Raw genomic sequence first — 13,010 nt, forward strand, 5'->3', positions numbered from 1 at the left:
AGTAAGGCTTTAATGCACATTAGGATTACCAAAAAGAAGCTTCGATTGGTCTATATTGGAGGCATTGCTAGCCTTTGCGCCCTCTTTTTTGCGCTATTCTCTTTCGTCTACGCCAATTTCGTTGCTATTGAGTACAACCCGGCTGGTGCTGTGGCCTCCTCCACTGAGGTGAAAGGGGAGACGCCTGTACCCGTGCCGACGCTCGATACCGTCCTCTACGACAAGCTCTACGCTGGGCTTGCCAACTATCCTTCCACCACCCCTTCGACCACTGTGCGCATCTGGCCGGTGAAGGGGCCATATCCCAAGGCGGGAGCCATACTGCCGTTCCGGCGTATCGTGGCCTATTACGGCAATTTCTATTCCAAGCAGATGGGAGCGCTCGGCAAATATCCTACGGAAGAGATGATCACGCGGCTCAACGCGGAGGTGGCAAAATGGACGGCGGCCGACCCTACGACGCCCGCCATACCCGCCATCAACTACATAGCCATCACCGCGCAGGAGTCTGCAGGCAAAGACGGCAAGTACCGCCTGCGCATGCCTCACGCGCAGATTGATCACGCGGTGGCACTCGCTAAGAGGGTGAACGGCATCGTCATCCTCGATGTGCAGGTGGGACTGAGCACTTTGCAGATAGAGCTGCCGCTTCTTGAGAAATATCTCAAGATGCCGGAGGTGCATCTCGGCATCGACCCGGAGTTCTCCATGAAGAATAAGGAGAGGCCGGGCACGGTCATTGGAAGATTTACTGCGGCAGATATCAACTACACCTCTAATTACCTGGCCAAGCTGGTGAAGGATAACGATCTGCCTCCCAAGGTGCTGGTACTACATCGCTTCACTAAAGGGATGATTACCGGCTACAAGCAGATAGTGCTTCTTCCAGAAGTGCAGATTGTCATGGACATGGACGGCTGGGGCTCGCCCGCCAAAAAGAAGGGAACATATCAGCAGATTATCTTCCCTGAACCCGTGCAGTTCACCGGCTTCAAGCTCTTCTATATCAATGACCTGAAGGCTCCTAGCCCGCGCCTCCTTACTCCTAAGGAGATTCTCGATCTCAACCCCAAGCCAGTTTTCATTCAGTATCAGTAGTTTCCACTGCGGGGAGGAGGCCGGGCCTGTAGTATAATTTTTTAATGCGTGCGCGCTTTTTCGTAAGGGTATTACTTTGCGCCTTTTTGTTGGCAATCTCCGTGGGTCCGGGACGCGCGATTGCGGCGGCAGATCCCATCATGTGGCTCAAGTTCGATGATGGATCCGGTACTACGCCTCAGGATAGCGGAGCTAACAATATCGACGGCTCTTTTACGGCGACCGAGCCTACTTGGACGAACAACGTGCCCAGCGTGTCTTTTGACAATCCTTACGCGCTCTCTTTTACGGGCTCGGGCGATGCCGTGAACGTGTCCTGGCCCGTGGGACGGAACTTCGCGGCGACAGATCCGAGAAGCTTCTCTTTTTGGTACAAGCCGACAGCTAATGGCGAAGGGTCTTATTCACGCATCATCAGCTGGAGCAGCGATAAGCTGGAGATCGCCGGTACGGAGGCGGGACCCACCACCCACAAGATCACTTATTTCGATGGTAACTGGCACGCCACCGATATCACGCTCAGCCTTGGTACTTGGTATCACGTTACCTTCACCTACGATGGCACCACTGCGAAGTTCTATATCGGGAATGAGTTGCAGGATGAGCACTCTCTCGCGGGCCGTGACCTCAGCGGCACACTGCGTATCGGCAACCGCGTGCAGCAGCTTGATGAGGGTATCAATGGATATATAGATGATGTGCGCGTCTACGATTACGCGCTGAATTCTACGCAGGTCGGCAACCTCTCCTCCGGCTCGAGCAACCCCGATGCCGCTCCGGATGCCACGAGCCCCAGTGTGGAGATAACCGTGCCCGCGAGCGCGGCCACCATCGGGGGGAGCGCGGTGACTCTCACTGCTAGCTCCTCGGACAATGTCCTGGTATCTGGCGTGAAGTTCTACTATGACAGCACGAATCAGATAGGGAGCGAGATCACTGCCACCACCTCGGTGAATATCTATAATTCTACGTTCAATACCACTGCTCTCTCTGACGGCTCGCATACTCTCATCGCCGTGGCGCGGGACGCGGCTGGAAATCGCGCCACCTCCACCGCAGTGACGGTGACCGTGGATAATACGGGTCCCACCATTTCCGCGGTGGCAAGTTCCAGCATTACCAGCTCGGGAGGCACGCTGACCTGGACCACCAGTGAGGCGGCTTCCACAAAAGCGGTCTATTCCGCCGACTCGCTCTACGCCTCCTCCACGACGGAGACGGATACCAGTACGCGGGTGACGAGCCATAGCAAGGCGATAAGTAGTCTGCTCTCCTGTACCCTCTACAACTACAAAGTCATCTCTGCTGATACGGCGGGAAATTATGCCACCTCCACCGCGGGCACCTTTACTACGACAGGCTGTACGGGCGGCAGCGCGCCCTCTTCCTCCACTTCGACGGTGGTTACGGTAAGTTCGGCGGCCACCTCCACGGTCACGGATACCGGACGTACCATCACCGTCTCGACACCCGCCAACTTTACCTCCACCTCTTCTTCCGTGGTGATACAGATAAAGGGTCTCTCTTCAAGCGCGGTACTCGATACCACCGGCAAGCCTTCTTCCAGCCTAAGCAGCGCGGCGAGCCTGGTGTTCAATGTGACCGCCCTCATCAACAACACCACGGAATTGGACTCCTTTGATACGGCAGTGACTGTCTCCTATACGTACACCGACGGTGACGTGAGCAGTCTCGATGAGAGCACGCTCAAGATGTACCACTACAAGAACAGCACGTGGTCGGAGCTTGATTCCTGCTCCGTAAATACCGGCACGAACACCATCACCTGTACCGCGCCGCACTTTTCCATCTTCGCCATATTCGGAACATCACAATCCTCTTCGAGTAGTAGCTCCACCACGCATACTGGTGTTGTTATCGGCTGTACGGATCGTGCAGCTCTCAATTTTTCCCCTTACGCTTTCGGAGTGAATACCGCGCTTTGCCAGTACGCGCGCCAGGCGGCGGCTGTTTCCACGGCTGCTCCTCTTCCGCCAGCATTCACGCGCGACCTGCGGAGGGGGATGTCAGGAGAAGACGTAAAACGCTTGCAGCAGTGGCTCAACGCGAGGGGGCATGTCGTATCGAAGAGCGGCCCTGGAAGTAGGGGGAAGGAGACTGCGTATTTTGGATCCGCTACGGCAAAAGCCCTCGCGGCTTTCCAGAAGAAGAGTAAGATCAAACCGTCCTCTGGCTACTTCGGCCCAGTAACTCGCGGTATTGTGGCTGGTTCGATGCGATGAGCTTTGCCCCTCAATCCCACGCTTTAGTATCAATAGCCTGGTTGCTTGTGACTAATAATAGTAGGTAGTACCATTCAGGTATGAAAAAACTCCTTGTCTCCGGTGTCCTAGTAATAGGTCTTTTGTTTTTGAATATCCCCGTGTCGGCCGAGGCCGCCGTGTGGGTGGATGGCTACTACAAGAGCAATGGAACGTATGTCAGCGGCTATTACCGAAGCGAGCCGAATGGCTTGAAGTATGACAACTATAGCTGGACGGAGGGGGACGATTTGTACAACGATAGCTATTACGATACGAGCTACGATTCCTACTGGTATACACCGAGCTATACCTGGGATTCCGATTATTACACTGGCTATAATTACAACAATTATTATCTGGATTCTGATTTCAGTAATCCTTACGCCGATAGCTGGTATTCTGACTCCTACTCGGATTCATATGACTGGTACGATTCTTCATACGATTGGTATTAAGCCGCCTTACCAGCACCATCGTTCGCTAATCCTCTTTTCATGAATTTCAAAGGCCTCATCGATTACGCGCAGCCCATCGTCGCCGCAGCGACCCTCTTTGCTCTCGCGCTCATGATCTCGGCGGGCTTCGGTGCATATACGGCGTATAAGATAAAAGTGGCAGGGAATACCATTGAGGTCACTGGCTCTGCACGCGAATCAGTGGTGGCTGATTTCGGACGCTGGAATATAAACCTGGATACCAAGACAGCTATAAACGATCAGCAGGCAGGCTTCGACCGCTTGGAGAGAGCGACCGCCACTATCCTGGCGTACCTCAAAGAGCAGGGCTTCACCGAGGTGGAGACGCCTGCGCCGAACGCCTCTCCCGACTACTACTATCAGCAGAACTCTCCGCCAGTGCTCACTGGACATGTCGTCTCGCGCCAGATCATGGTGCGTAGCGCGGAGATAGATAAGATCGCGGCGCTCGCAGGAAACATCACGCCCCTCTCGGGCTCCGGATACAACGTATCTACCGGCGGCATCGAGCTTACCTATCAGAAACTTCCGGAGAAGCGCGTCTCATTGCTCGCAGGTGCCATCAAGGATGCTAAGGCACGCGCAGAGGCTATCGCTAAGGAGAGCGGGATGTCTGTGGGTGCGCTGCGCTCGGCTACTGGCGGCGTGGTACAGGTTCTGCCGCAGGGTGGGGTAGAGATCAGCGACTACGGCTCATATGACACGCAGAGCAAGAACAAGGATGTCATGGTGACGGTGCGCGCGAGCTTCCTGATCGAATAAGCGGCATGCGCCAGGCCGTCCTCTGGATCGTCGGCGCCAGCATCCTCCTTGGCGGCTATGCCTATTGGGGTAATCGTGGAGGAGAGACGCTCTTCCCTCAAGGTGTCTCGACATCGGGTGGTGCTACCGACATCCTGTTTGTCGGCGACATGAACTTTGACCGCTATATCCGGCAGGTGGCTAGGGTACGCGGCTTTGAATATCTGTTTTCCTGTATCGATCCGCTATTGAAAGAAGCCGATCTTGTCGTGGGGAACCTGGAGGGTCCGATCACGGACCATCCGTCCGTAAGCGAGGGGACTGAGGCGGGGACTCCGGATAACTATCGATTCACCTTTCCTGCTTCGACGGCCCGCCTCTTGGCGGAGCATAACGTCGGGCTGGTCAATATAGGGAACAATCATATCGGCGATTTCGGACAGAGCGGCATAGCTTCTACTAAAAAATATTTGACCGAAGCCGGGGTCTCTTACTTTGGTGGTCGCTCTGGTGATACGCATGTATATCGCACGGCGATCAACGGAATTCAGCTGTCTTTCGTAAGCTACAATCAGTTCGGGGGAGACTCGGCGGGAAAAGTAGCCAAGCTCATCTCAGGCGAGCGCGCCGAGGAGAGGGTGGTGATCGTCTACACCCATTGGGGAGAAGAGTACGTCGAGCCCACGGATCGGATGCGGAACACCGCCAAGCTCTTCGCGGAGAGCGGAGCGGATCTCATCATCGGCTCGCACCCTCACATCGTTCAATCACAGGAGGTGATAGGAGACACTCGCGTCTACTATTCTCTGGGAAATTTCATATTCGATCAGTATTGGAACGAATCGGTCAGGAGGGGTCTCGCCGTCCTAGCGCATATCTCCGAGGATGGGATCAGCTTTGAGGAGAAGCCTGTTATTTTGAAACCTGATGGTAGGACGTGTCCGTTGTAAGGGTTCGGGGTACCAGAGACATTCCTTGCTCTGCTACAGTATCCGTATGATCAAAGTAATCTCAATAATCATCGCAGTCCTCATTATCCTTGTCGGTGGTTTCTATTACCTCAACAACTACATCTACCAAGAGAAGCAGGCGGACGAATCGTTCTTCAATCTCGGCGTCTACGGCTATCGCTGCGGGGACGGCACGGAGTTCACTATGTCGCCGGCCTCCGATATGGGGCAGATACTCCTCACTCCGGCAACGAGCGTGGAGCGCATCCCCAAGGTCATCCTTACAAAAGCTGCGAGTGCAACCGGCGCTCGCTACGAGGGGGACGGTCTCGTCTTTTATGCTCATGGAGAAAGAGTGGAACTGAGCTCGAGTGAATTCACCACTACCTGCATCCCTATGCAGGTTCCGGCGGAAGCACCGTTCAATTTCGGAGACTAATCGCTTGCGCGATTTAAGGGGCGTCTGCTAGCGATAAAGATATCGTACCTAAAAACCTTTCGGTTATACTCTTCCTATATGCAAAAGATAAAAGTAGAAAATCACGCGTTCTCGGGAGGCCTCTGGGCTATCGGCTGGCTCTTCACCATCGGCTACCTCAAGCTGGCGTTCTTCTGGCAGGGCGTGCTCGCTCTGGTGCTCTGGCCCTACTACCTCGGTGTCTTCTTCAGCACCATCGTGCGCTAACCCATATGAATACTTCCATACTCATCACCACTACTGAATCCGTAGCTGGGAGAGAGGTGTCCCAGGTCCTCGGTCTGGTGAAGGGGAATACTATCCAGACTCGCCATATCGGCAGCGATATCGTCTCGGGCCTCAAGTCCATCGTGGGAGGCGAGATCAAAGGCTACGTGAAAGCGATGAATATCGCACGCGAAGAGGCTACTACCCGTATGCTGGAAGAGGCTCGCGCACTCGGGGCGGATGCGATTATCTGCACCCGCTACTCCACTTCTCAGGTGATGACTGGTGGCGCTGAGATCCTGGCATATGGGACGGCCGTGAAGCTGCGCTAAGCAGAGGCGTGTGTGAAGAGCCTGGCATTGTCGCCAGGCTCTTCTTGTTTCCGGTCATAAAAAGATGCTTCAGGCGTCATTGCGACTGTGGCTGCTTCCTCCCATCTCTTCAAGATGCGCGTTTCCAGGTAGAATAGGGAATGAATGGTTCGGGAGTCTGCTTGTTGCTAAGAGAAGCTTGTAAACAAACATCCGTTTTTCCGTCCTAACCTAAGAGACAATGAATGAAATCCTGCACGCGAATATCTTCTTCCTGATCACGTCCATCGCGGTGATCGTCGTCGGTATCGGCCTCTCCATCGCTCTCTACTACGTGATCCTTATTCTGCGGGAATTCCGCGAGGTGGCCGAGAAGGTGCGCAAGGCGAGTGATGGATTGGAAGAGGATTTTCAAGACCTGAGGGCTGGCGTAAAGAGCGAGGGTAGGAAGGTTAAGAGCGCTTTTGACTTAGCTCTTGGATTCATCCTGCAGCGCTTCGCTCGAGGGAAGCCCAAGAAGAAAGTAAAAGCTCCTAAGGAGGAGTGAGCAGAAATAGCTAACTATCCTAATCTCATGGCAAAATCAAAAACAGGAATCTCCGCAGGGGCTCTCGCGGGTGCAGGTACGGCAGCCGCCGCTGCTGTCGCGGGCGCTGCGGCATACTGGTTCTACGGAGCGAAGGGCGCCGCCACTCATCGCAAGAGCGCCGCGAGCTGGATGCAGAAAGCGCGCAAGGAAGCGCTCTCTGCGATCGAAGCTGCGGTCAAGAAGGCTGGTGACATCGACAAGGATACCTACACCACTATCGCGCAGGGCATACTGAAGCGCTACTCCAGCGTGTCCGGGGCTACGGCTGCGGAAGTGAAAGAGCTTACTCGGGAGATGAAGGAGGTCTGGAATCATATGCAGAAGGCGCGCAAGAGCCGTGTAGTAAAGGTGGTCAAGAAAGTCGTGAAGAAGGTAGTGAAAAAAGCAAAGAAGGCCGCCAAGAAGTCTCGCTCCTAAATCACTTTGAAGAAATAACCCTCTCGCCAAGCGAGAGGGTTATTTCAACGTCAGGAACATATTTATGTAATGCGTCGCGAGTCCGCCGTAGCTTTTCTCCTTTTCGAAGGCTTTCTCGATGAGTCCTGTCTGCTCGTCGTAGTATTCACGGGAAGTGCCATGGAAGGTGACGTGGGGGGCGAGGTCGTCTCCGGTCTCCTGAGCGATGACCACTTTGGTCTGAAAGGGGGCGGCTGCGCTCACTTCGTCCTTGGAGATATCTACGGAACCGTTCTCGCCGAGCGCGACTCTGCGATACGCCATGATGATGATCGTGCTCCCTGGTCTCTGTTCCAGAGCGTTCAATAGATGGTCGTATGTGTAGCCGTAGCGCAGCCCGTGGAGGAACTTCGGGGTCAGCTCTCCTCCGCCGTCATAAAATTCCGGGATGACCACGGAGAGCTCCAGATCGCTCTCCTCCATCTCTCTCACGACTTTGTTCATCAAGCTGACAAAGTTGCGCAAGACGCTCTTCTTGTCCGCTTCGTAGGAAGGGAGCATGTACGGCTCGATGTCGTACTGGAAGCCACGCAGCTTATCCTCATGGGTCCGATTGTATTCCATCGCATAGCGGAGTACGGCGAAGGCTTTGTACTCATGTCCTCTCTCTGCCCAGTTGCGCCAGCCTGCTTCGGCGTCCACGCTGAGCCCTGCCTTGTGTGCGTCTCTGATGAAGGCCTGTAAGGCATCGTCGTAGGCTTGTTCTTTGATTTCCTTCTCAGCGCCTTCTTCCATAGCGAAGATATCCAAGTAGGAATCAATGGAGAGGTAGATGGTGCGGATACCGTTCTCCTTTGCACCTTTGATGATAGATTCCCGATACTCCGGAGTGATATCGAGGAGGGGAGTCCACAGCCAGGTGCCGCGCTCTACCGGCTTAGCCCCTATCTCCGATCTCTGTCTCTGTAATGAACTGAGGACGCTGGTGAGGAGGTTTTCCCGGGGGAGCGCGATGCTGTTTCGGAAACGCGGGTCGGAGATGACTGCGTTCGCAGTGATGTTCCGGTCGGAGTATTGGCTTGGATAGTGATCAGGACCCGCTGCTGCGCGGGCGCTGAGCGCTTCGTGCGCCGGTGGGTTCAGGAAATATATACCCGCGAGCATCCCTAAGAGCAGGAGAGAGAGGAGTGCGGCATTCCTGGCCGCAGTGTGCCGCTTTTTCATTGGCTTAATTGTAGCCTGTTTTGAGTTGTTTTGTTACAGAGGTGTTGCCACCCAAACGTTGATATAATCGGTATATGAGTGAAAAATTTGGAGGTGGAGGACCGGAAAAGTCCAGGTCTCCAGAAGGGGAAGAATTGGGTACCTTGATGGAAATCTACTCTGAGGATATTAAAACGTTCAGAGTGGCGGCGATTGAATTCAAAAAACTACATGATCTGGAGAGACTTCGTTCTATCACAGAAATTTCACCGGAACTGTATGCTCTCTTTACGGATTACCCTTTAATAACATTTATAAGACTTGGGGGAATATCCCAGGAAGCGATGGGAAGGGCCGAGAAGGAACTTACTCAAGACGAGTGTGAAAACTACAAGTTAAGGGTGGCTGCCATGATAGATATTGTTAAGGTTACCTCTGTGTTGCAGGCGATCGAGCATAGTCTTCCGAGAGAGCGGTGGTTGATATTATGGAATGGTCTCTTGAAAAATGAATATCTACCTATTTCCATGGCGATAGGCTTAATAAACGGCGGTAAGATTCGACACGAGTAATTAAAAATCATAAGGCACATGTTCTTTTAATGAACGAGGTGCTAGGGTTTTAGGATATGACCAGGGAAAGAGCTATTGAATTGCTGAACACCTACGGTAAGGCTTGGGAAGAGCAGGATGATGACCTTATCCTGACCGTCTTTACCGAGGATGCGACCTACGACGATCCTAAGGAGCCGAAGAATTTCGGACATGAAGAAATCCGGAACTATTGGATCACTAAGGTTCAGGGCGAGCAGAAGGATATACACTTTACGCTTCTAAATACGTGGGTTGATGGAGATACTGTCCTTGCCGAATGGAAAGCTAACTTCACGGACGTCCCTCGGAGTCTGCAAATAGAGATGCACGAGGTGGCCATCTTCTCTGTGCGCGATGACAAGTTTGCTTCGCTCCGCGAATACTACAAATCAGTAAAGACTCCGCTCTAGGAGATGTATTACGTATATATCCTCGAGTGTGCCGACGGCAGCCTCTACACGGGCATCACCACTGACGTGGAGCGGAGATTCGAGGAGCATAAAGCTGGAACCGGCGGACATTACACCCGTTCAAGATCGGTGACTGAGATTGTCTACACAGAGAAGCAGCCCGATCGCAGCTCTGCTTCCAAGCGCGAAGCCGAGATCAAGCGGCTGCCGAAAGCCAAGAAGCTCCTGCTCATCAAACAAAGAGCCAAATGAGGCCATTTTGTGCTAGTATGCGGATTCCATGTCCCGCGAAGAAGCTGTCATCAGGTTTGAAGAGGTGTCCTTCGAGTTCGGACACAATAAGCCTATCCTGCACGAGGCTTCTTTCTCCGTGCGCCGGGGAACCAAGATCGCCCTCATGGGTCAGAACGGGGCAGGTAAGAGCACCCTCTTTGGCCTCATCACCGGGGCCCACAGGCCGGAGTCGGGGAAGATCAATATTCCCAAGGGACTTACTGTCGCTACTGCTAAGCAGGCGATACAACCTTCGGAGCGCTCGCTTACCGTACGTGAGTTCTTCGAGCGCTGCTTTACGAAGAAAATCTACGACATTGATCCTCGCATCGACAAGATATTGGAGGTAGTACACCTGGTGGCACCTCACGATCGCACCGTAGGTTCTTTCTCCGGCGGTCAGCAGGCGCGTCTCTTGCTCGCTTCTGCCCTCATTCAGGATCCTGACCTCCTGCTTCTCGACGAGCCTACCAACAATCTGGATAAGGCGGGTATCGAACACCTCACTCAGTTCCTCATCGACTACAAGAAGACCTGTATCGTGATCTCCCATGATGCGGAGTTCCTCAATGCCTTTACCCAAGGCGTCCTCTATCTCGATGTGCACACGCACATCATGGAGCAGTACTCCGGCAACTATCACGATGTGGTGGCGGAGATCAGCGCCCGTATCGAGAAGGAGAATCGCAAGAACGCGCAGCTCGCCAAGGAGATCCAGGAGAAGAAGGATCAGTCCAACATGTTTGCGCATAAGGGTGGCCAGATGCGCCTCGTAGCGAAGCGCATGCGCGAGAAGGCGGAAGAGCTCGAAGAAGAGATGGTGGATGTGCGTAAGGAGGACCGCACTATCCGTTCCTTCACTATTCCCTCGCAGCCGGACCTCATCGGAGACATCCTCTCCCTCACTTCCTTCTCCGTGATGAAGCACGGCAAGGGAGCGACCAAGCCAGTGGTACGCAAGACGGACATACACTTGAAGCGCAACAACCATCTCCTGCTCAAGGGTCCGAATGGTATCGGCAAGTCCACGCTCCTCGAGGCGCTTGCCTCAGGCAAGGCTTCCGGGTCCGTGATCGCCCCTGGTGTACGCGTGGGCTATTACCGCCAGGATTTCTCCACTCTTAATTTCGAAGACACGGTGTATCAGTCCCTCCTCGAGGCGCTCGAATCAGCCGGAGGTAAGGTGCTGGAAGAGCATCTCCGCTCCACTGCTGCCGGTTTTCTCATTAGCTCTGAATTGATGAAGGTGAAAGTGGGACACCTCTCTGAGGGACAGAAAGGACTGGTAGCATTTGCACGCCTGGTGCTGCAGAAGCCGGGACTCCTCATACTCGACGAGCCCACCAACCACATCAACTTCCGTCATCTGCCAGTGATTGCGGCCGCGCTCGATCGCTATGATGGCGCTATGATCCTGGTCTCTCACGTGCCTGACTTCGTGGAGAAGGTTCGTATTGATGAAGTGCTCGATTTGGAGAAGTAGTCTATTCTGACGGAATGGAATACACGCTGAAGCGCAGCAAACGTGCGCGAGCCATCCGCCTCTCCGTATATCCTGATGGACGGGTAGCAGTATCTGCGCCGCCCTTTGCTGCTCTGCGAACGATTGAGAGATTTCTGGAAGAGAAATCCGCTTGGATTGCGCGTACTCTTCAGTATTTAAAATCTATTCCTGCGGGGCTCGTGATCCCGACCAAGAGAGGCGACTATGCGCGCCACAAAGAAACGGCGCACACTCTCGCAGCAGAGCGTCTCGCACATTTCAATACGCTCTACGGCTTCTCCTACGGAACCATCTCCATCCGTAACCAGAAGACCCGTTGGGGCAGCTGCTCCAAGCGGGGAAGCCTCAGCTTCAACTACAAGATCGCCCTCCTGCCTACGGAACTCGCTGACTATGTCGTTCTCCATGAACTCTGCCATAGGGGGGAATTCAACCATTCACGCCGATTCTGGGCCCTTATGGCCCGAGCCATGCCGGAATATGAGAAGAGGAGAGGGGAACTGAAGCGTATCCGCTTCGGGCGAGGCTGAAAGAGAGGCTGTTGACAGAAATAACCCCATATGCTACTATTGCGGGGTCATATAGACTAAGGAACGCAGTCGGGTTTCCGAGCAGCATAACAACACACCATGAAAGGAACCATCAAGACCATCACGGACCGTGGATTCGGATTCATCTCTCGCGAAGGCGAGACGAAGGATCTCTTCTTCCACTCCAAGGATCTCGTAGGCGTCATGTTTGACGAACTCAAGGTTGGCGACGTCGTCACCTTTGAAGTTGCAGAGGGACCGAAGGGCCTCAATGCAGTCAACGTAGCCCGCGCATAATACGCGAGCGATCTGGCAAAAAGCCGCTGCCGCAAGGCAGCGGCTTTTTGCGTATTTATCGGAACTATTCTAGGTATGATCTGTTAATATTTTTTTGACTCGCGGCCCCTCAGTTTCCCCGCTGTGCTTTGGGGAGCGTGAATTGAAAAACGAGCGGGTCTCGCTCGTTTTTCGCTGCAACAGTTGTGTAGTTTCCTACTTTACGTAGACGATGCCTATGTCGGTCTCCGTACCGAGGTTGTGGTATCCCCATACGCCTGCTTCGCTGAAGGAGAGGGAGTAGGTTCCATTCATGCCCACGCTCTTCACTTGGTTGAAGCCTGCGTAGATGGGTGCGCCTTCGAAGGTGTCGGAGGTGACGCGCATGCTCTTCCCGCTCTTGTTAATGAAGCGAACGCTGTCTCCGCGTTCTATCTCCACGATGCGGGGACTAAAGCCTGTGGCGGTGAGGGTGACGGTCGCCACGTAGGCGGTCCCTTCCTTGGCGCGGGTCACGGTGTACGCGGCTGCGGCGCGCTTTGCCGGAGTGTCGGCCGTTTTGACGTCGGTGTTGTCCGTGCTCTCTCCTGTAGGGGTCTCGGTAGAAGCGGGAGATGCGGTGTCATCGCTATACGTCCACCAGGCGAAGCCTCCGATGAGGAGAAGTGCTACGATGCCTCCTGCGATATATGTTTCCTTGCGTTCCATAGG

Annotated in this window: 18 protein-coding genes; 16 read left to right on the plus strand and 2 right to left on the minus strand. The window is 54.0% G+C overall.

Translation table 11 applies throughout. The features are described 5' to 3' along the window. The first annotated feature begins 12 nt into the window (after window positions 1-12). The 10 genes from K8Q93_01895 to K8Q93_01940 all read left to right on the plus strand — a co-directional run bounded on the left by K8Q93_01895 (window position 13) and on the right by K8Q93_01940 (window position 7,531). A complete protein-coding gene (locus tag K8Q93_01895) occupies window positions 13-1,098 on the plus strand; it encodes a hypothetical protein (protein MCE9643975.1) in 1,086 nt (361 codons plus the stop codon). A gap of 86 nt (window positions 1,099-1,184) precedes the next feature. Beyond that, the gene (locus K8Q93_01900; protein MCE9643976.1) at window positions 1,185-3,341 is read left to right on the plus strand and encodes a peptidoglycan-binding protein; all 2,157 of its coding nucleotides are present in this window, start codon (window positions 1,185-1,187) and stop codon (window positions 3,339-3,341) included. 80 nt (window positions 3,342-3,421) lie between these two features. Further along, window positions 3,422-3,817 (plus strand): hypothetical protein, encoded by a 396-nt coding sequence (locus K8Q93_01905; protein MCE9643977.1) that lies wholly within the window; start codon window positions 3,422-3,424, stop codon window positions 3,815-3,817. A gap of 39 nt (window positions 3,818-3,856) precedes the next feature. After that, window positions 3,857-4,600: an SIMPL domain-containing protein gene (locus K8Q93_01910; GenBank protein ID MCE9643978.1), complete on the plus strand. Its 744-nt coding sequence runs from the start codon at window positions 3,857-3,859 to the stop codon at window positions 4,598-4,600. 5 nt (window positions 4,601-4,605) lie between these two features. Continuing rightward, window positions 4,606-5,529, plus strand: a complete 924-nt coding sequence (locus K8Q93_01915; GenBank protein ID MCE9643979.1) for a CapA family protein — start codon at window positions 4,606-4,608, stop codon at window positions 5,527-5,529. A 46-nt stretch (window positions 5,530-5,575) separates the two neighbouring features. Next, window positions 5,576-5,968 carry an MliC family protein gene (locus K8Q93_01920; protein ID MCE9643980.1) on the plus strand — a complete coding sequence of 131 codons (393 nt, stop codon included), beginning with the start codon at window positions 5,576-5,578 and terminating at the stop codon, window positions 5,966-5,968. A 78-nt stretch (window positions 5,969-6,046) separates the two neighbouring features. Continuing rightward, window positions 6,047-6,214: a hypothetical protein gene (locus K8Q93_01925; protein MCE9643981.1), complete on the plus strand. Its 168-nt coding sequence runs from the start codon at window positions 6,047-6,049 to the stop codon at window positions 6,212-6,214. Between the two features lie 17 nt (window positions 6,215-6,231). Further along, window positions 6,232-6,546 (plus strand): YbjQ family protein, encoded by a 315-nt coding sequence (locus tag K8Q93_01930; protein MCE9643982.1) that lies wholly within the window; start codon window positions 6,232-6,234, stop codon window positions 6,544-6,546. Window positions 6,547-6,766: 220 nt separating this feature from the next. Beyond that, window positions 6,767-7,072, plus strand: coding sequence for a hypothetical protein (locus K8Q93_01935; GenBank protein ID MCE9643983.1), 306 nt, complete (start codon window positions 6,767-6,769; stop codon window positions 7,070-7,072). Window positions 7,073-7,099: 27 nt separating this feature from the next. Continuing rightward, complete coding sequence (locus K8Q93_01940; GenBank protein ID MCE9643984.1) at window positions 7,100-7,531, plus strand: hypothetical protein; 432 nt, start codon at window positions 7,100-7,102, stop codon at window positions 7,529-7,531. A 39-nt stretch (window positions 7,532-7,570) separates the two neighbouring features. Here the strand turns inward: K8Q93_01940 and K8Q93_01945 are convergent, their stop codons facing one another. After that, the gene (locus K8Q93_01945) at window positions 7,571-8,734 is read right to left on the minus strand and encodes a hypothetical protein (GenBank protein ID MCE9643985.1); all 1,164 of its coding nucleotides are present in this window, start codon (window positions 8,732-8,734) and stop codon (window positions 7,571-7,573) included. A gap of 74 nt (window positions 8,735-8,808) precedes the next feature. Here K8Q93_01945 and K8Q93_01950 point away from each other — a divergent pair, with 74 nt between their 5' ends. The 6 genes from K8Q93_01950 (at window position 8,809) to K8Q93_01975 (ending at window position 12,320) form a co-directional block, all read left to right on the plus strand. Next, complete coding sequence (locus K8Q93_01950; protein MCE9643986.1) at window positions 8,809-9,285, plus strand: hypothetical protein; 477 nt, start codon at window positions 8,809-8,811, stop codon at window positions 9,283-9,285. A gap of 56 nt (window positions 9,286-9,341) precedes the next feature. Further along, a complete protein-coding gene (locus K8Q93_01955) occupies window positions 9,342-9,716 on the plus strand; it encodes a nuclear transport factor 2 family protein (protein ID MCE9643987.1) in 375 nt (124 codons plus the stop codon). Window positions 9,717-9,719: 3 nt separating this feature from the next. Continuing rightward, window positions 9,720-9,968, plus strand: a complete 249-nt coding sequence (locus tag K8Q93_01960; GenBank protein ID MCE9643988.1) for a GIY-YIG nuclease family protein — start codon at window positions 9,720-9,722, stop codon at window positions 9,966-9,968. 28 nt (window positions 9,969-9,996) lie between these two features. Then, the gene (locus tag K8Q93_01965; protein MCE9643989.1) at window positions 9,997-11,472 is read left to right on the plus strand and encodes an ATP-binding cassette domain-containing protein; all 1,476 of its coding nucleotides are present in this window, start codon (window positions 9,997-9,999) and stop codon (window positions 11,470-11,472) included. Window positions 11,473-11,486: 14 nt separating this feature from the next. Further along, on the plus strand, window positions 11,487-12,023 hold the full coding sequence (locus tag K8Q93_01970) for a M48 family metallopeptidase (GenBank protein ID MCE9643990.1): 537 nt from the start codon (window positions 11,487-11,489) through the stop codon (window positions 12,021-12,023). Between the two features lie 99 nt (window positions 12,024-12,122). Next, window positions 12,123-12,320 carry a cold shock domain-containing protein gene (locus tag K8Q93_01975; protein ID MCE9643991.1) on the plus strand — a complete coding sequence of 66 codons (198 nt, stop codon included), beginning with the start codon at window positions 12,123-12,125 and terminating at the stop codon, window positions 12,318-12,320. Between the two features lie 195 nt (window positions 12,321-12,515). Here the strand turns inward: K8Q93_01975 and K8Q93_01980 are convergent, their stop codons facing one another. After that, window positions 12,516-13,007 carry a hypothetical protein gene (locus K8Q93_01980; GenBank protein ID MCE9643992.1) on the minus strand — a complete coding sequence of 164 codons (492 nt, stop codon included), beginning with the start codon at window positions 13,005-13,007 and terminating at the stop codon, window positions 12,516-12,518. Window positions 13,008-13,010 lie beyond the last annotated feature (3 nt).

The organism is Candidatus Parcubacteria bacterium, from assembly GCA_021414235.1.
Lineage (GTDB): Bacteria > Patescibacteriota > Minisyncoccia > Phycocordibacterales > JAKFXT01 > JAIOOV01.

Coding starts and splice junctions, on each gene's coding strand:
- K8Q93_01960 (MCE9643988.1), top strand. CDS start 9,720: ATGTATTACGTATATATCCTCGAGTGTGCCGACGGCAGCCTCTACACG.
- K8Q93_01945 (MCE9643985.1), bottom strand. CDS start 8,734: ATGAAAAAGCGGCACACTGCGGCCAGGAATGCCGCACTCCTCTCTCTC.
- K8Q93_01980 (MCE9643992.1), bottom strand. CDS start 13,007: ATGGAACGCAAGGAAACATATATCGCAGGAGGCATCGTAGCACTTCTC.
- K8Q93_01975 (MCE9643991.1), top strand. CDS start 12,123: ATGAAAGGAACCATCAAGACCATCACGGACCGTGGATTCGGATTCATC.
- K8Q93_01920 (MCE9643980.1), top strand. CDS start 5,576: ATGATCAAAGTAATCTCAATAATCATCGCAGTCCTCATTATCCTTGTC.
- K8Q93_01905 (MCE9643977.1), top strand. CDS start 3,422: ATGAAAAAACTCCTTGTCTCCGGTGTCCTAGTAATAGGTCTTTTGTTT.
- K8Q93_01915 (MCE9643979.1), top strand. CDS start 4,606: ATGCGCCAGGCCGTCCTCTGGATCGTCGGCGCCAGCATCCTCCTTGGC.
- K8Q93_01935 (MCE9643983.1), top strand. CDS start 6,767: ATGAATGAAATCCTGCACGCGAATATCTTCTTCCTGATCACGTCCATC.
- K8Q93_01895 (MCE9643975.1), top strand. CDS start 13: ATGCACATTAGGATTACCAAAAAGAAGCTTCGATTGGTCTATATTGGA.
- K8Q93_01910 (MCE9643978.1), top strand. CDS start 3,857: ATGAATTTCAAAGGCCTCATCGATTACGCGCAGCCCATCGTCGCCGCA.
- K8Q93_01950 (MCE9643986.1), top strand. CDS start 8,809: ATGAGTGAAAAATTTGGAGGTGGAGGACCGGAAAAGTCCAGGTCTCCA.
- K8Q93_01955 (MCE9643987.1), top strand. CDS start 9,342: ATGACCAGGGAAAGAGCTATTGAATTGCTGAACACCTACGGTAAGGCT.
- K8Q93_01965 (MCE9643989.1), top strand. CDS start 9,997: ATGTCCCGCGAAGAAGCTGTCATCAGGTTTGAAGAGGTGTCCTTCGAG.
- K8Q93_01940 (MCE9643984.1), top strand. CDS start 7,100: ATGGCAAAATCAAAAACAGGAATCTCCGCAGGGGCTCTCGCGGGTGCA.
- K8Q93_01970 (MCE9643990.1), top strand. CDS start 11,487: ATGGAATACACGCTGAAGCGCAGCAAACGTGCGCGAGCCATCCGCCTC.
- K8Q93_01925 (MCE9643981.1), top strand. CDS start 6,047: ATGCAAAAGATAAAAGTAGAAAATCACGCGTTCTCGGGAGGCCTCTGG.